13 protein-coding genes and 2 pseudogenes are annotated in these 20,787 nt (G+C 43.8%); 14 read left to right on the top strand and 1 reads right to left on the bottom strand.

Translation table 11 applies throughout. The annotated features are described in order from the left end of the window. Positions 1–49 precede the first annotated feature (49 nt). From rpoC to ISP07_RS18135, 10 genes and pseudogenes are all read left to right on the top strand, one after another. Positions 50–4,222 (top strand): DNA-directed RNA polymerase subunit beta', encoded by a 4,173-nt coding sequence (gene rpoC / locus ISP07_RS18180; protein ID WP_054554832.1) that lies wholly within the window; start codon positions 50–52, stop codon positions 4,220–4,222. A 192-nt stretch (positions 4,223–4,414) separates the two neighbouring features. Then, positions 4,415–4,789 (top strand): 30S ribosomal protein S12, encoded by a 375-nt coding sequence (rpsL, locus tag ISP07_RS18175; protein WP_002958885.1) that lies wholly within the window; start codon positions 4,415–4,417, stop codon positions 4,787–4,789. A 97-nt stretch (positions 4,790–4,886) separates the two neighbouring features. Further along, positions 4,887–5,357, top strand: a complete 471-nt coding sequence (gene rpsG / locus ISP07_RS18170) for a 30S ribosomal protein S7 (RefSeq protein WP_054554834.1) — start codon at positions 4,887–4,889, stop codon at positions 5,355–5,357. 27 nt (positions 5,358–5,384) lie between these two features. Continuing rightward, positions 5,385–7,499 (top strand): elongation factor G, encoded by a 2,115-nt coding sequence (gene fusA / locus ISP07_RS18165; RefSeq protein ID WP_054554835.1) that lies wholly within the window; start codon positions 5,385–5,387, stop codon positions 7,497–7,499. A 60-nt stretch (positions 7,500–7,559) separates the two neighbouring features. Further along, positions 7,560–8,744, top strand: a complete 1,185-nt coding sequence (gene tuf, locus ISP07_RS18160) for an elongation factor Tu (protein ID WP_054564107.1) — start codon at positions 7,560–7,562, stop codon at positions 8,742–8,744. Between the two features lie 111 nt (positions 8,745–8,855). After that, a pseudogene (locus ISP07_RS18155) lies at positions 8,856–8,942 on the top strand (elongation factor Tu); the annotation flags it as partial. Positions 8,943–9,085: 143 nt separating this feature from the next. Further along, a pseudogene (locus ISP07_RS20790) lies at positions 9,086–9,166 on the top strand (elongation factor Tu); the annotation flags it as partial. Between the two features lie 625 nt (positions 9,167–9,791). Next, complete coding sequence (locus ISP07_RS18145; protein WP_054554097.1) at positions 9,792–11,381, top strand: alkaline phosphatase; 1,590 nt, start codon at positions 9,792–9,794, stop codon at positions 11,379–11,381. Between the two features lie 11 nt (positions 11,382–11,392). Beyond that, complete coding sequence (locus ISP07_RS18140; RefSeq protein WP_138619844.1) at positions 11,393–13,189, top strand: alkaline phosphatase; 1,797 nt, start codon at positions 11,393–11,395, stop codon at positions 13,187–13,189. Positions 13,190–13,261: 72 nt separating this feature from the next. Further along, on the top strand, positions 13,262–13,978 hold the full coding sequence (locus tag ISP07_RS18135) for a hypothetical protein (RefSeq protein WP_209328472.1): 717 nt from the start codon (positions 13,262–13,264) through the stop codon (positions 13,976–13,978). Between the two features lie 53 nt (positions 13,979–14,031). Here the strand turns inward: ISP07_RS18135 and ISP07_RS18130 are convergent, their stop codons facing one another. Then, a complete protein-coding gene (locus ISP07_RS18130; protein WP_209328471.1) occupies positions 14,032–16,098 on the bottom strand; it encodes a TonB-dependent receptor in 2,067 nt (688 codons plus the stop codon). Positions 16,099–16,329: 231 nt separating this feature from the next. On the opposite strand from ISP07_RS18130, the gene ISP07_RS18125 reads away from it, so the two are divergent. The 4 genes from ISP07_RS18125 to ISP07_RS18110 all read left to right on the top strand — a co-directional run bounded on the left by ISP07_RS18125 (position 16,330) and on the right by ISP07_RS18110 (position 20,755). After that, entirely contained in the window at positions 16,330–17,124 is a 795-nt protein-coding gene (locus ISP07_RS18125; protein ID WP_209328470.1) for a VOC family protein, read from the top strand. A 113-nt stretch (positions 17,125–17,237) separates the two neighbouring features. Then, positions 17,238–17,903, top strand: a complete 666-nt coding sequence (locus ISP07_RS18120; RefSeq protein WP_209328469.1) for an SDR family oxidoreductase — start codon at positions 17,238–17,240, stop codon at positions 17,901–17,903. 138 nt (positions 17,904–18,041) lie between these two features. Then, the gene (locus ISP07_RS18115; RefSeq protein ID WP_054554103.1) at positions 18,042–18,422 is read left to right on the top strand and encodes a hypothetical protein; all 381 of its coding nucleotides are present in this window, start codon (positions 18,042–18,044) and stop codon (positions 18,420–18,422) included. Further along, positions 18,419–20,755, top strand: a complete 2,337-nt coding sequence (locus ISP07_RS18110; RefSeq protein ID WP_138619841.1) for a fatty acid cis/trans isomerase — start codon at positions 18,419–18,421, stop codon at positions 20,753–20,755. The genes ISP07_RS18115 and ISP07_RS18110 overlap by 4 nt, the downstream gene beginning before the upstream one ends. Positions 20,756–20,787 lie beyond the last annotated feature (32 nt).

Here is a 20,787-nt window from a genome sequence, read left to right as displayed (position 1 = left end):
AGGGGCGATTGGTTCGCCCTCAAGATTAACCTCCGACAGGAGAGCTAAGGTGAAAGACTTACTTAAGTTTCTGAAGCAACAAAATAAGACCGAAGAATTCGATGCAATTCGCATTGGTCTTGCTTCGCCAGATATGGTTCGTTCATGGTCATACGGTGAAGTAAAGAAACCTGAGACAATCAACTACCGTACTTTCAAGCCTGAGCGCGACGGCTTATTCTGTGCCCGTATTTTCGGCCCAGTGAAAGATTATGAGTGTTTATGTGGTAAATATAAGCGCCTTAAGCACCGTGGTGTTATTTGTGAAAAGTGTGGCGTTGAAGTAACGCTTACTAAAGTGCGTCGTGACCGTATGGGTCACATTGAGCTTGCGAGCCCAGTTGCGCACATTTGGTTCTTAAAATCATTACCGTCACGTATTGGCTTAATGCTAGACATGACACTTCGTGACATCGAGCGCGTACTTTACTTCGAATCATTCGTAGTAACTGAGCCTGGTATGACAACGCTTGAGCGTGGTCAGCTTTTAGGTGAAGAAGAGTACCTAGATGCACTTGAAGAGCACGGTGATGAGTTTGAAGCGAAGATGGGTGCAGAAGCAGTATTAGACTTGCTTCGTGAACTTGATCTTGGCCAATTAATTGCTGAAATGCGCGAAGAGTTACCAACAATTAACTCTGAAACTAAGCGTAAGAAGATCACTAAACGTCTTAAATTAATGGAATCTTTCCACCAATCAGGTAACAACCCTGAGTGGATGATCATGACAGTACTTCCAGTACTTCCGCCTGATCTACGTCCATTAGTACCACTAGACGGTGGTCGTTTTGCGACTTCTGATCTGAATGACCTTTACCGTCGTGTTATTAACCGTAATAACCGTCTTAAGCGTCTATTAGATCTAGCAGCACCAGACATTATCGTACGCAACGAAAAACGTATGTTACAAGAAGCGGTAGATGCGCTACTTGATAACGGTCGTCGCGGTCGTGCGATTACAGGTTCTAACAAACGTCCTCTTAAATCGCTTGCTGATATGATCAAAGGTAAGCAAGGTCGTTTCCGTCAGAACTTACTTGGTAAACGTGTAGATTACTCTGGCCGTTCTGTAATCACAGTAGGTCCTACGCTTAAACTACACCAGTGTGGTCTTCCTAAGAAGATGGCACTTGAGCTATTCAAACCATTTATCTACGGCAAATTAGAGCGTCGCGGCATGGCTACGACTATCAAAGCTGCTAAGAAGATGGTTGAGCGTGAAGTGGCAGAAGTATGGGATGTATTAGACGAAGTAATTCGTGAACATCCAGTATTACTTAACCGTGCACCAACACTTCACCGTTTGGGTATCCAAGCGTTCGAACCTGTGCTTATCGAAGGTAAAGCGATCCATTTACACCCATTAGTTTGTGCGGCGTACAACGCTGACTTCGATGGTGACCAAATGGCGGTACACGTACCGTTAACGCTTGAAGCACAGTTAGAAGCACGTGCTCTAATGATGTCTACAAACAACATCCTATCTCCAGCGAATGGTGAGCCAATCATCGTTCCTTCACAGGACGTTGTATTAGGTCTTTACTACATGACGCGTGATCGCATCAATGCGAAAGGCGAAGGTACTGTATTTAAAGATCCTAAAGAAGCTGAAAAAGCATACCGCAGTGGTAATGCTGAGCTACATGCGCGCGTAAAAGTACGTATTAGCGAAACAGTTGACAATGAAGAAGGTGAAGCAGTTGAGCAAGTATCTATTGTTGAAACAACAGTAGGTCGTGCAATTCTTTCACTAATCCTACCTAAAGGCATGCCGTTTGAGTTAATCAACCAAGCCCTAGGTAAGAAACAAATTTCTGGCTTATTAAACGAGTGTTACCGTCGTCTAGGTCTTAAAGATACCGTTATCTTTGCTGACCAAGTAATGTACACAGGTTTCCACTACGCAATGAAGTCAGGTGTTTCAATCGGTATCGATGACCTAGTTATCCCACCGGTTAAAGCAGAAATCATTGAATCAGCGGAAGCTGAAGTAACTGAAATCAACCAACAATTCCAATCAGGTCTTGTAACGGCTGGTGAAAAGTACAACAAAGTTATCGATATCTGGTCACGTGTAAATGAAAACTTATCACGTGAGATGATGGCGAACTTATCAAAAGACACTGTAATCAACGCGAAAGGCGAAGAAGAAGAGCAATCTTCATTTAACTCAGTGTTTATGATGGCAGACTCAGGTGCACGTGGTAGCGCCGCTCAGATCCGTCAGTTAGCGGGTATGCGTGGTCTAATGGCACGTCCAGATGGTTCAATCATCGAGACACCAATCACGGCGAACTTCCGTGAAGGTCTGAACGTACTACAGTACTTCATCTCAACGCACGGTGCGCGTAAAGGTCTTGCCGATACAGCACTTAAAACAGCAAACTCGGGTTACTTAACGCGTCGTCTAGTAGACGTTGCACAAGACTTAGTAATCAACGAAGACGACTGTGGCACAGAAGATGGCTTAACAATGAAACCGCTTATCGAAGGTGGTGACGTTGTAGAAGCACTTCGTGAACGTGTACTAGGTCGTGTTGTTGCTGAAGATGTATTAATTCCAAATACTAACGAGGTACTTGTTGAGCGTAACGTGATGCTTGACGAAAAACTGTGTGACCTTTTAGAAGAGCACTCAGTGGATGAAGTACGCGTTCGTTCAGTAATCACTTGTGATAATGACTTTGGTGTATGTGCTAAGTGTTACGGTCGTGACCTTGCGCGTGGCCACATCATCAACCCAGGTGAGTCAGTAGGTGTTATTGCGGCACAATCAATCGGTGAGCCGGGTACACAGCTTACGATGCGTACCTTCCACATCGGTGGTGCGGCATCTCGAGCGTCTGCTGAAAACAGTGTACAAGTTAAAACTAACGGTACATTGAAGTTACACAATGCGAAGTACGTATTAAACACAGACGGTAAGATTGTTATCACGTCTCGTTCAACAGAGATCACTATCATCGATAGCTTTGGTCGTGAGAAAGAGCGTTATAAAGTACCTTACGGTGCGGTGTTAGCAGTACAAGATAATGCAGAAGTTCAAGGTAACGACATCGTTGCTACTTGGGACCCGCATAGTCACCCAATCGTTCTTGAGCACAAGTCAAAAATCTCGTTCAGCGACATTGATGACTCAAATACCGAAGCACAAACAGACGAGTTAACTGGTTTAACACGTGTGGTTGTTAAAGACTTAGGTAAAGCGAATGCGAAAGAACCTAAACTAATCATCGAAAGCGATGAGCGTGGTCTGCAAGAAACACGTCTTCCTTCATTCACAACGATTGAAGTAACAGACGGTGCAACTGCAAACCCAGGTGACGTACTTGCACGTATTCCGCAAGAAGGTTCGAAGACTCGTGATATCACGGGTGGTCTACCTCGCGTAGCTGACTTATTCGAAGCACGTAAGCCGAAAGATCCTGCAATCCTTGCAGAAATCACAGGTACTATCAGCTTCGGTAAAGAAACTAAAGGTAAGAAGCGTCTTGTAATCACTCCTGCTGAGGGTGACGCATACGAAGAGATGATCCCTAAATGGCGTCAACTTAACGTGTTCGAAGGTGAGCAAGTGTCTAAAGGTGAGGTTATCGCCGATGGTCCTGAGTCACCACATGACATCTTACGCCTACGTGGTGTAACTCATGTAGCTAACTACATCGTTAACGAAGTGCAAGAGGTTTACCGCTTGCAAGGCGTTAAGATCAATGACAAGCACATTGAGACAATTATTCGTCAGATGCTACGTAAATGTATCATCCTTGACGGCGGTGACACTGAGTTCTTAGCCGGTGAACAAGTTGAAGTAGCACGCGTTAATATTTCTAACCGTGAACTTGAGAAACAAGGCAAGATCCCAGCGAAGTTTGAAATCCAGTTAATGGGTATCACTAAAGCGTCACTTGCAACAGAATCTTTCATTTCTGCAGCATCGTTCCAGGAGACAACTCGTGTCCTAACTGAAGCCGCTGTAAATGGTAAGAGCGATGAGCTTCGTGGTCTGAAAGAAAACGTAATCGTGGGTCGTCTGATCCCAGCTGGTACAGGCTTTGCGTATCACCAAGACCGTTTAAACCGTCGCAAGCAAGGTGAAATCGTTGAAGAGCAAACAGTAAGCGCTGAAGAGGCAACTCAAGCACTTACTGACGCACTAAACGCAGATATCTCTGGAAACCAATAATCTCAGCTTAATCAATAGATTAAGAAATCGTAAGGCAGTTATCTTCTGCCTTACGATGAGTTAAGGTTGACAGGTTAAACTTTGCTCATTAAAATTCCGCCACCCATTTGCCTGCACGTTTTGTAACGAGCATGTAAACAGGGCGGATTTTTTATTTTTTCAGTAGTAATTTTAATTTCAGGAGCTATTTAAATGGCAACTATTAACCAGCTAGTGCGTAAGCCACGTCGTAGCAAAGTTACTAAAAGTAACTCAGCTGCACTTAAAGCTTGTCCGCAAAAGCGTGGTGTATGTACTCGTGTATATACAACTACACCTAAGAAACCAAACTCTGCATTACGTAAAGTAGCGCGTGTTCGTTTAACTAACGGTTTCGAAGTAACATCTTACATTGGTGGTGAAGGCCACAACTTACAAGAGCACAGTGTAATCCTAATCCGTGGTGGTCGTGTTAAAGACTTACCAGGTGTGCGTTTCCACACTGTACGTGGTGCACTTGACTGTGCAGGCGTTAGCGACCGTCGTCAAGCTCGTTCTAAATACGGTGCTAAACGCCCTAAGGGCTAATGGTTCTCCGTTAGTAAGGCCAAGCACTAAATTTTTAAATTAATTGTTTTGGGTATTGACTCTAAAAGAGCAAACCTGAAGATACCGGAGATACAAAATGCCTAGAAGACGCGTAATAGGTCAACGTAAAATTCTTCCAGATCCTAAGTTCGGATCGGAACTTCTTGCTAAATTCGTTAACGTAGTAATGTTAGACGGCAAGAAATCTACTGCTGAAAAAATCGTTTATGGTGCGTTAGACGTGGCTGCTGAGAAATCAGGCAAGTCGCACCTTGAAATCTTTGAAGCTGCACTTGAAAACGTTCGCCCACAGGTAGAGGTTAAATCTCGCCGTGTTGGTGGTTCAACGTACCAAGTACCAGTTGAAGTACGTCCAGTACGTCGCAACGCATTAGGTATGCGTTGGTTAGTAGACGCTGCACGTAAGCGTGGCGAAAAATCTATGGGCTTACGTTTAGCTCAAGAAATCGTTGACGCTGCTGACAACAAAGGCACTGCGGTTAAGAAACGTGAAGACGTTCACCGTATGGCTGAAGCGAATAAAGCATTCGCTCATTACCGTTGGTAATCTGCCCTTAACCTTTAAGAGGATCATATGGCACGTACAACTCCACTTGAGCGCTATCGCAATATCGGTATTTGCGCTCACGTAGATGCAGGTAAAACCACCACAACAGAACGTGTTCTGTTCTACACGGGTCTTTCTCATAAGATCGGTGAAGTACATGATGGTGCTGCAACTATGGATTGGATGGAGCAGGAACAAGAGCGTGGTATCACAATCACTTCTGCTGCAACAACGTGTTTCTGGAAAGGGATGGACGCTCAATTTGACGACCATCGCATCAATATCATTGATACGCCAGGACACGTAGATTTCACTATCGAAGTAGAGCGTTCTTTACGCGTACTAGATGGTGCGGTAGTTGTTCTTTGTGCTTCATCTGGTGTACAGCCGCAAACTGAGACAGTTTGGCGTCAAGCGAACAAATACGAAGTTCCTCGCATGATCTTCGTAAACAAAATGGATCGCACTGGCGCTGACTTCTTAACAGTTGTGGACCAGGTGAAATCTCGTCTTGGAGCAACGCCTGTTCCAATTCAGCTACCAATTGGTGCTGAAGACGACTTTAAAGGTGTTATTGACCTTATTAAGATGAAAGCCATTAACTGGAATGCCGAAGATCAAGGCATGACTTTCTCTTATGAGGCCATTCCGGCAGAGCTTCTGGAGCTTGCAGAAGAATGGCGTTCTCACATGGTTGAGAGCGCTGCTGAAGCATCAGAAGAACTAATGGACAAATATCTAGAAGGTGAAGACCTGACCGAAGCTGAAATTAAAGCAGCTTTACGTCAGCGCACATTAGCAAACGAAATTGTTCCAATGACGTGTGGTAGTGCATTTAAGAATAAGGGTGTTCAAGCTGTGCTTGATGCTGTTATCGAATATATGCCTGCGCCAACACAAGTGAAACAAATCCAAGGTATCGTTGAAGATGGTACTGAGGAAGAACGTCCTGCTGATGACAACGCACCGTTTGCCGCACTTGCTTTTAAGATTGCGACAGACCCGTTCGTTGGCACCTTGACCTTCTTCCGTGTTTACTCTGGTACTGTTAAACAGGGTGATGCGGTATACAATCCAGTTAAAAGTAAGCGTGAGCGACTTGGTCGTATCGTTCAGATGCATTCAAACTCACGTGAAGAGATCAAAGTAGTCTACGCAGGCGACATCGCAGCGGCTATTGGTCTTAAAGACGTAACAACAGGTGAGACACTGTGTGATCCGAACTCAATCATTACGCTTGAGCGTATGGAGTTCCCAGAGCCAGTTATCTCTGTTGCGGTTGAGCCTCGCACAGTCGCTGACCAAGATAAGATGGGTATCGCGTTAGGTAAACTAGCGGCAGAAGATCCATCTTTCAGAGTACAAACTGACGAAGAATCAGGCCAGACTATTATTTCTGGTATGGGTGAACTTCACCTTGATATCATTGTCGACCGTATGAAACGTGAATTCAGTGTTGAATGTAACGTTGGTAAGCCGCAGGTAGCATACCGTGAAGCTATCCGTTCAGCTGTTGAAGTTGAAGGGAAGTTCGTACGTCAATCAGGTGGTCGTGGTCAATATGGTCACGTCTGGCTTAAACTTGAACCGATGGATATTTCGGAAGATGATGCGCCAACTTACGAATTCGTTAACGAAATCGTTGGTGGTTCAGTTCCTAAAGAATACATCCCTGCGGTAGACAAAGGCATCCAAGAGCAAATGGCTCAAGGTGTGCTTGCTGGCTACCCATTACTTGGCGTTAAAGCGACTTTATATGATGGTTCATTCCATGATGTAGACTCGAATGAAATGGCATTTAAGATTGCAGGTTCAATGGCGATGAAGAAAGGTGCGCTTGAAGCAAACCCTGCTCTTCTAGAACCAGTAATGAAGGTTGAAGTTATCACTCCTGAAGAAAACATGGGTGATGTAGTTGGTGACTTAAACCGTCGCCGCGGCATGATCGAAGGCATGGAAGAAGCATTCGGTGGTCTTAAGCAAATTAATGCGCAAGTACCACTTTCTGAAATGTTTGGTTATGCAACTGATCTGCGATCTGCAACACAAGGCCGTGCATCTTACTCTATGGAGTTTTTGAAGTATGCAGAAGCCGCTAAAAACGTTGCAGATGCAATAATTGCAGCTCGCGCTGTTATATGATTTAGCTTGTCTGGCCCAATAGTGGGTCAGGCGTTAATTTCTTTATAGGAATTTTTTAAGATGGCAAAAGAAAAGTTTGAACGCGTAAAACCGCACGTAAACGTTGGTACAATCGGCCACGTTGACCACGGTAAAACAACTCTAACAGCAGCAATCACTAACGTACTTGCAAAAGTATACGGTGGTGTAGCTAAAGACTTCGCATCAATCGATAACGCTCCAGAAGAGCGTGAGCGTGGTATCACAATCTCAACTTCACACGTTGAGTACGATACTCCAACTCGTCACTACGCACACGTAGACTGTCCAGGACACGCCGATTATGTTAAAAACATGATCACTGGTGCTGCTCAAATGGACGGCGCAATCCTAGTAGTTGCTGCGACTGACGGTCCTATGCCACAAACTCGTGAGCACATCCTACTTTCTCGTCAGGTTGGTGTACCTTACATCATCGTATTCATGAACAAATGTGACATGGTTGACGACGAAGAGCTACTTGAGCTAGTTGAGATGGAAGTTCGTGAACTTCTTTCTGAGTACGACTTCCCAGGTGATGACTTACCACTAATCCAAGGTTCAGCGCTTAAAGCGTTAGAAGGCGAGAAAGAGTGGGAAGACAAAATCGTTGAGCTTGCAGAAGCACTAGATTCTTACATCCCAGAGCCAGAGCGTGACATCGATAAGCCATTCATCATGCCTATCGAAGACGTATTCTCAATCCAAGGTCGTGGTACTGTTGTAACTGGCCGTGTTGAAGCTGGTATCATCAACGTGAATGACGAAGTTGAAATCGTAGGTATCAAAGAAACTACGAAGACAACTTGTACAGGTGTTGAGATGTTCCGTAAGCTTCTAGACGAAGGTCGTGCGGGTGAGAACATCGGTGCACTTCTACGTGGTACTAAGCGTGAAGACGTTGAACGTGGTCAAGTACTAGCTAAGCCTGGTTCAATCACTCCACACACGAAGTTCACTTCAGAAGTATACGTACTTTCTAAAGATGAAGGTGGTCGTCACACTCCATTCTTCAAAGGTTACCGTCCACAGTTCTACTTCCGTACAACTGACGTAACAGGTGACGTACAGTTACCAGACGGCGTTGAAATGGTAATGCCTGGTGACAACATCAAGATGACTGTAGAACTAATCTGCCCAATCGCGATGGACGAAGGTTTACGTTTCGCTATCCGTGAAGGTGGCCGTACAGTTGGTGCTGGTGTTGTAGCAACTATCGTTGAGTAATCAACTGTAGTGATGCATCAAGCATTAAGAAAAACCCGAGCTTAGTCTCGGGTTTTTTTATGGCTGTGGAAAAGGTATTCGCTGATGAAAGGCTAATCTGCCGCCTTCAAACTCCCAATGGACGAAGGTTTACGCTTCGCTATCCGTGAAGGTGGCCGTACAGTTGGTGCTGGTGTTGTTGCAACTATCGTTGAGTAATCAACTATAGTGATGCATTAAGCATTAAGCATTAAGAAAAACCCGAGCTTAGTCTCGGGTTTTTTTATGGGTGAAAAAAGCTACCAGTTTTAAGTTTTAAGCAGTTTAGAGTGAAAGGCTAATCTGCCGCCTTCAAATTCCCAATGGACGAAGGTTTACGCTTCGCTATCCGTGAAGGTGGCCGTACAGTTGGTGCTGGTGTTGTTGCAACTATCGTTGAGTAATATCAACAGATAGAGCTTCACAGCTTATAAAAAGGTCGCCTAGGCGGCCTTTTTTAATGCCTGTAGGAAAGCTATCAGCTTTCAGACGTCAGATTAGATTGAGAGGGTTGTTTAGTGTGGTGTCTCACTCAGCATTTGCCCTGTTCATTCTTAGGGTAGGTTGGTTTGAGCGAAGCGAAACGAAACCCAACTTAAACAGAGCTATCAGCTTTCAGACGTCAGATCACACACACATAGAACGGTGGAGTTGTTTTGTGCGGTGTCTCACTCAGCATTCGGCCTGTTCATTCTTCGGGTAGGTTGGTTTGAGCGCAGCGAAACCCAACACAATCCATGTAAACCTTTTCTTTGGTAAAGCCAAACCACATTAAAGCACTCCCAAGGTTATGCTTGACCTAGAAGCTAGAACTTTTACCCTCGCAACTCACACCTAGCAACCAACTCTGTTATTTCTACTAAAACTAATTACTTACCTATAGCTAAAGTTGTTTTTGGTTTCATCATTTCGTCATGAAAAGTCACTTTTTTAGTAACAATGCCTTCTTAGTATGGCTGCGCTAATTATCCAAGTGCAGTTTAGTTAGCACTCAAATTCTTAAAAATAACGTACTAACGGAACGTAACGATGAAAATTAATAAAATTGCTACTGCAATTGGTTTAACGTTGGCATTGTCAGCGACGGCCAATGCAGGTGTGTTACCAGACAGTCAAAAACAAAATGATTGGTATAGTGCCGCTGAAACAAAATTAACAGAAAAAGAGGCGGCGGCTCAGGCTGAGCAAACGTTTAAAGCTAAAAATGTCATTTTATTTGTTGGTGATGGTATGGGTATCTCAACGCTGACTGCATCGCGTATTATGGCGGGACAAATGGAAGGCAAGTCAGGCGAAGAAGGCTTACTAAGCTTTGAAGAATTCCCTTACTCAGCGCAAATCAAAACTTATAACGTTGATGCGCAAACCCCTGACTCTGCAGGCACAATGACAGCAATTATTTCAGGTGTTAAAACCGATGTAGGTGTAATTGGTGTTAACGAAAATATCGAGCGTGGCGAGTGTGCAACTGTTGCGGGTAATGAGTTAATTACCGCAACAGAACTGGCAGAAATCAAAGGTCTAGCAACAGGTGTTATCTCTACGGCGCGTATTACTCACGCAACACCGGCTGCAACCTATGCAAAATCAGCTGACCGTAACTGGGAAGACGTATCAGACATGCCAGCTGATGCTGTAGAAGCGGGTTGTGAAGATATTGCCTCACAACTTGTAAATTTTGAGAAAAACCTAGAAGCACGCTTCGTAGGGACTGACGTAGATGGTCTTGAAGTTGTGATGGGCGGTGGTCGTCGTCACTTCTTACCAAAAGACGCAACGTTTAACTCAACTGATGCAGTGAGCGAAGTAGAAGGTGACCGTACGGATGAGCGTGACCTAACGGCTGAGTGGCAAGAAATGTACCCTGATGGTAAGTACGTCATGGACCAAGCAGGCTTCGATACACTAAATGCTGACAGCAAACGTGTATTTGCATTATTTAACGAATCACACATGCAATACGAAGCAGATCGCGCTAACGATGTAGCGGGTGAACCGTCATTATCTGAAATGACAGGTAAAGCAATTGATATCTTAAAGAGCAATGAAAAAGGCTTTTTCTTAACGGTTGAATCAGGCCGTATCGACCATGGCCACCATGCGGGCAATGCTTATAACGCGTTAAACGATACCGTTGAATTTGCCAAAGCAGTGCAAACAGCAGTTGAGAACACCAACCCAGAAGAAACTCTTATTCTTGTTACTGCCGACCACAGCCACGTATTCACTATCGCGGGCTACCCAAAGCGTGGTAATCCAATCTTAGGTCAAGTAGTTGCTATTGGTAGCGAAGAGCCAAGCCTTGCGGCAGATGGAATGCCTTACACCACAGTTGGTTATGCTAATGGTTTAGGTTTTCGCGATTTAGGCGATGAAACCGACGCTGATGCATCTTATAGCGAAGCGGCATTTGCAGGCCGTGTTGATTTAACGGGTGTTGATACGACTACTCCTGGTTATCACCAAGAAGCCACTGTGCCACTAAGTTCAGAGACTCATGCAGGTGAAGATATTTCACTGCATGCAAAAGGTCCAGGTGCGCAACTAGCACAAGGCGTTGTGGAGCAAAACGTAATTTTCCACATCATTAACCAAGCTCTAGAACTAATTGAAGAATAATGGCGACGACGATGAAAAAACTAAATTTAATTTCTCTTGCTGTAGTAGTGGCATTAGCGGGTTGTTCTGATGACGATGACAACTCACCAAAAACATTAACCATTGAAAATACATTAGCTGTTGGCTCTGAGCAGTGCGTAAACGGTGGTACAGAAACCCTTACCGGTGAAGATAGCAACGATAACGGTGAGCTAGACTCAGCAGAAGTAACGGATACAAGCGTTGCATGTAATGCACCAGCAACGTCGTTAACGGCATCGCAATTAGCGCCGTTGACTAATAACGAGTGGTTCAAGTCAGCACAAGTTAAAGTCGCTAGTAGCGAAGAAAACATTGCTGCCGTTGTAAAAGAGTCAGGTAAAGCGAAAAACGTGATTCTGTTTGTTGGTGACGGCATGGGTATTTCAACTGTCACAGCAGCACGTATTATGGCCGGTCAACTAGAGGGTAAGCTAGGCGAAGAGCATCAACTAAGCTTTGAAACACTACCATTCTCAGGGTTTGCTAAAACCTATAACGTTGATGCGCAAACACCTGATTCTGCGGGTACGATGACAGCAATGGCATCGGGCGTAAAAACGGATGCTGGCGTTATCGGTGTTGATGAAGACATCGAACGTGGTAACTGTGCAACGGTTGCAGGTAATGAACTAGTTACAGCCACTGAGCTTGCTGAGATTGCCGGTAAGTCGACGGGTATTGTTTCGACAGCGCGTATCACTCACGCAACGCCTGCAGCAACGTATGCAAAATCGGCTGACCGTAACTGGGAAGACGTATCAGATATGCCAGAAGCGGCAGTTACCGCTGGCTGTGAAGATATTGCATCGCAGTTAGTTAACTTTGAAGCAAACCTAGAGGCACGCTACGAAGGCTTAGATGTTGATGGTTTAGAAGTTGTGATGGGCGGTGGTCGTCGTCATTTCTTACCGAAAGACGCAGCGTTTAACTCTGCTGATGCTGTGAGCTCAGTAGAAGGTGACCGTACAGATGGTCGCGACCTAACAGCTGAGTGGAAAGCTAAATATCCTGCAGGTCAATATGTGATGGACCAAGCTGGTTTTGATGCAATTGATGCAGAGTCAACAGAGCGCGTATTTGGTTTATTCAATGAATCACATATGCAATACGAAGCAGACCGTGCAAACGATGTAGCAGGCGAGCCTTCACTTGCTGAAATGACAGCAAAAGCAATTGATGTGTTAGATAACAACGCCAATGGTTTCATGCTAACAGTTGAAGCTGGTCGTATTGACCACGGTCACCACGCTGGTAATGCTTACAATGCACTAAGCGACACAGTTGAGCTTTCAAAAGCAGTCCAAGTTGCTCTTGATAAAACCAGCATCGAAGACACGTTAATCATAGTAACAGCTGACCACAGCCACGTATTTACCATTGCAGGCTACCCAAAACGTGGTAACCCAATCTTAGGTAAAGTGGTACCTGTGGGTAGTGATGAACCATCACTTGCAGCAGATAACATGCCATACACAACGGTTGGTTATACCAATGGTGGCGGTTTCCGCGACTTAGGTGATGAGACTGATGCTGATGCAGGTTATAACTTTGCACCGGTAACGGGTCGTGTTGATTTAACAGATGTTGACACAACAACGCCAGGTTTCCACCAAGAAGCTGTTGTACCACTAGGCTCTGAAACACACGCAGCAGAAGATGTGGGTGTGTATGCAGTAGGTCCAGGTGCACATTTAGTAACAGGCACTAATGAGCAAAGCCTTATCTTCCATGTTATGGATTATGCCGCTGACCTTGTTAAACAAGCCGATGCTAAATTAGCACAATAATGAGTGTTTGGGAGGCTCCATGCCTCCCTTACTCAATTAGTTATAAAGTAAACCAAGACAAAAGAGAATCCCGTGAAAGCAGCCATCTTACTTGCCTCATTACTTAGTCCACTTGCTGTTGCAGGGCAATGCGATATGAACACCGGTTTTACGCAAGCAGACTATACGGTCACCACAGAAATCGTTGCTAATAAGCAGCATACTGAAAACACTTTTACCCTTTGGCGTACGCCTCACCAGGTGGCTAAGCAGAATCCACAATTTATTGAATTATGGCAACAGTTGCGCAATCAACAAATTCGCCCAATTCGTTATTTTCAGCATGCCCAGCGTGGTATTGAGTATCAACCATCGGAAGTGCAAGGTGAACAAGATTGGAGTAGCAAATATCAGCTAGTAAGCGATAAGTTTTTAGCCTCAATGACGCACCAGAAAAGCACCGGTGAAGGCTGTGAGTTAACAGAGTATTACACACAGCAGCAGGGTGAGAGCAAAATAGAGCTAAGCTGGCTTGCCAATCAAAAGTTACTCAAAGCAATTCGTATTTCAACACCAACTTATAGCCGTGAAATTGCTTTAACAGCCAGTCATTACAACCAGCAAAAGATTCAGGCAGAATTTGCGAAATGGGATAACTATCAAACGACCGATTACGCAGATATCGGTGATAATGAAAGCGATCCATTTTTAGCTAAAATGATCAACTTAGGGTTTGTTGAGCATGGTGCAAGTGGATTTTATGATGCGCAAGGTAATCAGCTCAAAGGTGAGCACGGTCATCATCACTAATTAAAAAAGGCACCTTGGTGCCTTTTTTGTTGTTTAATTACTTTAGCTTAAATCTAAAATGCATAGTTCCAAGTTAGATTTACAGTGCGGCCAGTGCCTGCAAAATAGCGAGTTGCCGATGGGTTTGTTTGCCCATAATAAGTGATGTAGTACTTATCTAGCAGGTTATCGATACCTAGGCTAAATGCACCATACTCAGCACTTTGATATTGCACTGATAAATCAACGGTTGTGTAGCCGTCAAATTCTTCACCAGTATTAAAGTCGCGATCAAACACTTTATTAACTTGTAAGCGGCTAGACAAACTTGCTGGCCATTGTTGCTGCCAGTAAAGGTTTAACCGTGTCGGTGAAATATTGCTGCCGCCTAAGTCGCTCTCTACTTTATTGTCGCCATCACCGTCATATTGGCCTTCTGTATCAGCGTAACTTGCACCGAATGTTGTGCTGTTAGTTAGGTAATACTGTGCATTGGCTTCAAAACCTGAGATCTCAGTGCGTTCACGTTTTACACTGTAAATACCATCAGCATCAGCTTGTAAACGAGAGCCTAAGTCTGAGTCAGATTCAAAGTAGCTGGCTTTAATATTGAAGCTATCGCTTGCATATTCAAAACCTAATTCGCGGTTATCAGAAATCACAGGTTCTAGGTTTAAGAAACTTTCAACCGATAAGCCAGCTTGGTTTATACCACGCAGTACACGCCCCACATCGGCCATGCTAAAGCCTTCGCTGTAGCTTGCGTAGAAACGAAGGTCATCAGTCACTTGGTAGACAACACCTAAGTTCTCTAATAATTCGTTAAAGCTTGGCTCACCGCCTTCTACAAAGCTGCTGTTGTAAGATGCTAGGGTAGTAAAGTCATCTACTTTTAATTTGCCGTACTCGTAACGAACACCGGCATTGAAAGTCCAATCTTCTAAGCCGTCATAACGTAGCTGAGCGAATGGTGCGATGTTATTAAACTTGGTTTTTGGCACCCAATGACGACCTGTTTGCGCAAGCTCTTGGTATGTTTCGTCAGAAAGTAAATCGATACCGGTCGCAATATCAAACTGGCTGCTTAATAGGTTATCTTTATTATAAGTAACGCGACTTCCAAACTTTTGTGACTTGTTTTGAGATTGGTCGTAAAGGTTTTCACCAAATTCAGGATCTTGGAAAGTACCAAATGTACCGCCGCCATACATTGCCGCAAAATCTTGCGTGAATAACTGAACTGCAAGGTTGCCGCCAGCGATATTAGTGTGGTTGTAATCAAGGGTGAAGGTTGTTACACGGTTGCGTGGTGCATCACCTTCTATATCGCCTTTTTCAGCTGATGTGGCAAGGCCTGTTGTTGGGTCACCATTAATAGCAACAAAATCTCCATTACCCTCAATTTTGTAATGGTTCAGCATCGCTTGAATACTTTGTTCATTATCAAGCTGATATTTAACTTTTAAAAATAGGTCTAGGCTGTTTGAGTCTTGCGTATCACCTTGTGTGCCATCTAACCCAACAAAGTCTCCGTTACCATCGCGATACATACCTGTACTACGAGCCGATACACCACCAATAAAGCTAATATCATCTAGCTGTTGGCTAAATAAGTAGCTGGCTTTATAGCTTTGGCTGTCGCTGCCACCGTCTGTTGGAGTGCTAAACCCCGCGCTCATTTGGTGATTAAAATCGCCTGCTGATTTTGTGATGATATTAATAATACCACCGCTTGCCCCCATGCCTTGAATTGCATTAGCACCACTGATCACTTCAATACGTTCAATCATCGCAGGATCAATCGTATTCCCATCACGAGAACCATTACGCAGCGGGTTTGACTGAGGAACCCCATCAATCATGTATAGCGGCTCACGACCACGTAGTGTTTCACCTGCACTAGTCATCTTTTGACGGCTTGGCGAAAAACTCGGTAATAAATTACCTAAAATTTGCGACAGATCTTGTGTATGAGTTAGTTGTTCTGCAATGTCTTCACTGGTAATAACGCTGATAGTTGCTGGCACAGTACTGACAGGTGCCGTACTACGAGTTGTAGAAACGGTAATACGTTCAATATCTTGAGCCTGATTTGCTAACGCAGCGATAGGGGTAAGTAAAAAAGGAAGCGCAAATTTCATTGACATCGTTAAATCGCTATATAATTGTTATTAAAAATTGTTCGTATTTATACATGTGTTTATTGCTGCAATCAATATTGTGTAAAGGCTATAAAAACTTGGTTTACTTTGGTTTTTCTGTAAGTGACTGATAATGATTATTTAATTTTTCTAAACGGTTATTTAATTAATTTAAAAAATAATTGGTAAAAAAGCCGCTTGTTGATTACCGTTAATGAAGGAGGAACAGCCATGACAAAAATAAATACAAAACACCCTGCGGGTACTTTCTGTTGGGCCGAGTTATGCGCAAAAGACTGGCAAGCTGCAAAGCAATTTTATACGCAACTTTTTGACTGGGGTTTTGACGACCAGCCAATAGGTGAAGACATGTATTACACCATGCTGCAAAAGCAAGGTGATGATATTGCCGCTATGTATCAACTGCCTGCAAGTATGAGTGAGATGCCAACCCATTGGTTATTATATATTGCTGTTGATGATGTTGACCAAAGCACTGAGCTGGCAAAATCATTGGGGGCAACGGTTTTGGCAGGGCCACATGATGTCATGACGGCAGGTCGAATGGTGATGCTGCAAGAGCCTAGCGGCGCAACATTTGCCTTGTGGCAAGCGGGTGAGCATATCGGGGCTAAAAGAGTGCAAGAGCTTAACCTACCTTATTGGTTTGAGCTTGTGTCGAAAGACATGCAAAAAAGTCGCGACTTTTATTGTCAGTTATTCGGATGGCAGTTTGAGGTGAAACCCATGGAAGGTATGGACTACACCTTATTCACTATTGATGAGCAACCGATAGCAGGCATGCTCGAAATGACCGATGAATGGCCAGATGATATTCCACCGCATTGGATGCCGTATTTTGCGGTAGCAGATTGCGATCAGACGGTTGCCAAAGCAACGCAGCTTAATGGCGCTATTTGTGTGCCAGCAACAGACATTCCAGATGTTGGGCGTTTTAGTGTGATTACCGACCCACAAGGGGCCGTTTTTTCTATTCTTAAGTCAACCATTGATGAATTAACTTAAGCTCTTGGTTTTTGCCAATCTGTCCCAAAGTATACACCTAAGCCTCATCAAGATGCAGAAACTCGCACCTTGAGGTGGTTTAGGTATAAATACCCCAACTAAGGAGCAGATTGATGACTAAGCATGTGGTGGTTACGGGGGCCAATAAAGGTATTGGTCTTAATTTATGTAAACAATATTCAGCCAAAGGTTACCGTGTTACCGCGGTGGTTCGCACCCCAAGCGAAGAACTTCAAGCACTCGATGTGAAGATTATTAGCGACATTGATGTATCTAACGCCGATGATGTTGCAACACTTGCCAATTACTTACACGGCGACAAAATTGATATTTTGGTTAATAACGCCGGTATTTTTCACAACGAAACATTCGCTGATATGGACTTTGCTGCCATCGAAAAGCAAATTAGCGTGAACAGTATCGCGCCTATTCGTATTACGCATGCATTACAGCAAAGTTTAGGCGTTGATGCTAAAGTGGCGATGATCACATCGCGCATGGGCTCAATTGCTGATAACGGCTCGGGCGGTTACATTGGTTATCGCATGTCAAAGGCGGCCCTTAATGCTGCGAGTGTTAGTTTAGCCTATGAGTTAAAAGATAAAAAAATTGCTGTTGGCTTATTTCACCCAGGCTTTGTACAAACGCAAATGGTTAATTTTGCTGGCGATATCAGCCCTGAAACTGCAGCAGAGCGTCTCATCAAACGTATTGATGAACTAAACCTTAGCAACACAGGTGGGTTTTGGCATTCAAATGGTGAAACGCTACCTTGGTAATACTTTTTTCACTGTTTTTATAACTCGGTTAGTTAGTAGCTAAAAAGCTGCTAACTGCTGATAAGTTTCGCTAATTTTTGAACTTATAGTTTGCTATACTCGTACAATTAAAAGTCATTTTGATGTAGAGAACAGCACATGGAATTAGAGCAAAATAGCGAATTAACCCTTCCTCTTTTTTATTTCGATGAAAACCTTCATAGCCGCGATATTGAATCTCCAGATCTATTATTACATGTAACGTTAAGCGAAGAGTTACTTGCGCAGCTTTGTCAAAACCCAGCTGCTGATAGCAGTGTCGCTATTGCTATTAATGAATATCGTCTTGAAGCGTTAAATGATGATTATCAAGTATTGATTAATAGTGAGCACGACGCGCAGTTAACTTTAGTTCGCGGGCCATTATTGAGCGCAATGCTTAGCTGTGACAATGATCAAACTTTTGTGTCGCCGCAAGTAGATATGATGCCAACCTTCGATTTAGGTGATGACGTTGAAGATATCGAGGAGGAAGGATGAGAAAAACCCTCACGACCGTATTCGGCCTTATTCTTTTAAGTGGCTGTGCATATTTAGGCGCTGCTCATTACGATGAATTGTTTGGTGAAGAGCAACCTAGAGAGCGTGTTGTTGCTGCATCAACACTTGAAGGCGCCGAGTTTTTAAGTGACGTAAAACCTGTTCTTGACACTCGTTGTGTGGTTTGTCACGGCTGTTATGATGCACCTTGTCAGCTTAAGTTATCTTCTGTGGAAGGAATTGACCGAGGTTTAAGTAAAGAGCGTGTCTATGATGGCACACGTTTGCTTGCACAAGAGCCAAGTCGTTTACTATTTGATGCGACAACCACAGCTCAGTGGCGTGAAAAAGGCTTTACGCCAGTGCTTAACGAGCGAGTACAAACCGAAGAAGCGAACCTAGCGGGTAGCGTGCTTTATAACTCTTTGGTGCTTAAGCAAAGCAGCCCTCTGCCTAAGCAAGCTATTTTAGGCGATGAGTTTGATTTTTCACTCGATCGTGAACAAACATGCACCACAATGAATGAGTTTGATTCATTTGCTAAAGATAATCCACACAGTGGCATGCCATATGGTTTACCGGGGATCTCAAGCGAAGAGTTTCAGCACCTTGCTAAATGGCTCAGAAAAGGCGGATATCTTGCTCATATTGAGCCCCCTGAAAAAGGCGTACTTAAGCAAGTGGAGCGCTGGGAAGCTTTCTTAAATCAAGATGGTTTAAAGCATCAACTAGCTGCTCGTTATATTTACGAGCACTGGTACTTAGCGCATATTTATTTTCCTGAGCATGGCGATAAACACAGCTACTTTAAACTAGTTCGCTCTTCGACTCCGCCGGGAGAAGAGATCAAGCATATTAGCACGCGTCGCCCTTATGAAGACCCTAAAGTTGAACGAGTTTACTATCGTTTAATGCATGACCGCTCGACTATTTTAGCTAAAACACATTTACCTTTAGCATTAAATGATGAAAAACTTGCCCGCTTACATTCGCAATTTATTGAAGCTGATTATCAAGTAAATAAATTGCCAAGCTATAAGCCTGAAGTAGCATCAAATCCGTTTAAAGCTTTTGCAGCAATTCCAGTAAACTCGCGTTATCAATTTATGCTTGATGAAGCAGAGCTGATAATCATGGGCTTTATTAAAGGTCCTGTTTGTCGTGGTCAAATCGCGTTAAACGTGATTAACGATCAGTTTTGGGTTGGTTTTGCTAAGCCTGAAATGGCGGCGACACCTAAAGTCGGTGAAATGTTGTTACAACATGAAGATGCGCTAGCTTTACCAGCAGAAGAAGAAAGTAACGCTTTACCGATTTCTAGTTGGGTAAAGTATTCAAAACGCCAAAACAAATACTTATCAGCAAAAGTTGCACTGGCAAATAAGATGTTTGAGAACGGTCAGCACCTTACCACCGATTTACTTTGGCAAGGTGATGGTCATAACCAAAATGCAGCGCTGACGGTGTTCCGTCATTTCGATAGTGCAACGGTTGTAAAAGGTTGGATAGGTCAGCAACCAAAGACTGCTTGGATACTCGATTATGCCTTATTTGAGCGTATTCATTACCTGCTGGTGGCGGGGTTTGATGTGTACGGCAATATAGGTCATCAGCTTTTAACTCGTTTGTATATGGACTTTTTACGCTTAGAAGGCGAAGCGAATTATCTGGCGTTATTACCAGAAGCTAAACGCAAAGAAGTTAAAGCTCAGTGGTATCGTAAATCGCCACCTAGTTTAACCAGTTTCTTTGAAGATGAACTGTCATTTAGTCAACCTACTGGCATTGAATTCAAAACAGCAGATCAACAGTCTGAGCTGTATAACATGCTTAAAGAGAAGCTCAAACCAATTTTGAGTCCTCGTTATGACTACACCAAAGTGCCTGAGCCGCTTGCACAAATAAATGATTTGCCTGTCAAAGCAATTAATCTACTGCCGCAAATTTCGTTTGTGTTAGTCAAAGAGGGCGATGAACAGCACAAAGCCTATACTCTTATTCATCACAATGCTCATTACAATATTTCGAGCTTATTGAATGAAGAAGGGCAGCGAGCTTATGACGAAGATACTGTAACAATTGTACCTGGGTTTATTGGTGATTACCCAGAAGCAATTTGGTATCTACATAACGAACAACAGGTTGCCGCATTTGCAGCTGGGCTTGCTAAAGTGACTGATGAGTCGGCATATAGAGACCTGAAAAGCGAATTTGCGATTCGTCGAACGCATCCTCAGTTTTGGCAATACAGCGATATTTTGCATCGTGTAGCTAAAGAATACCGAGGTGTCGAATTTGGGTTATTTGACTATAACCGCCTCGAAAATAGGTAGTCTTTAAGTACAGCTTTGTTTGTTGATAAAGC

The organism is Pseudoalteromonas sp. PA2MD11 (assembly GCF_017808125.1).
GTDB classification, from domain to species: Bacteria; Pseudomonadota; Gammaproteobacteria; order Enterobacterales; family Alteromonadaceae; genus Pseudoalteromonas; species Pseudoalteromonas simplex.
The sequence above is the reverse complement of the archived record's forward strand: the minus strand, read 5'-3'. Positions and strand labels throughout refer to the sequence as shown.

Coding starts and splice junctions, on each gene's coding strand:
- rpsG (WP_054554834.1), top strand. CDS start 4,887: ATGCCTAGAAGACGCGTAATAGGTCAACGTAAAATTCTTCCAGATCCT.
- fusA (WP_054554835.1), top strand. CDS start 5,385: ATGGCACGTACAACTCCACTTGAGCGCTATCGCAATATCGGTATTTGC.
- ISP07_RS18130 (WP_209328471.1), bottom strand. CDS start 16,098: ATGAAATTTGCGCTTCCTTTTTTACTTACCCCTATCGCTGCGTTAGCA.
- ISP07_RS18125 (WP_209328470.1), top strand. CDS start 16,330: ATGACAAAAATAAATACAAAACACCCTGCGGGTACTTTCTGTTGGGCC.
- ISP07_RS18115 (WP_054554103.1), top strand. CDS start 18,042: ATGGAATTAGAGCAAAATAGCGAATTAACCCTTCCTCTTTTTTATTTC.
- ISP07_RS18110 (WP_138619841.1), top strand. CDS start 18,419: ATGAGAAAAACCCTCACGACCGTATTCGGCCTTATTCTTTTAAGTGGC.
- tuf (WP_054564107.1), top strand. CDS start 7,560: ATGGCAAAAGAAAAGTTTGAACGCGTAAAACCGCACGTAAACGTTGGT.
- ISP07_RS18120 (WP_209328469.1), top strand. CDS start 17,238: ATGACTAAGCATGTGGTGGTTACGGGGGCCAATAAAGGTATTGGTCTT.
- ISP07_RS18140 (WP_138619844.1), top strand. CDS start 11,393: ATGAAAAAACTAAATTTAATTTCTCTTGCTGTAGTAGTGGCATTAGCG.
- ISP07_RS18145 (WP_054554097.1), top strand. CDS start 9,792: ATGAAAATTAATAAAATTGCTACTGCAATTGGTTTAACGTTGGCATTG.
- rpsL (WP_002958885.1), top strand. CDS start 4,415: ATGGCAACTATTAACCAGCTAGTGCGTAAGCCACGTCGTAGCAAAGTT.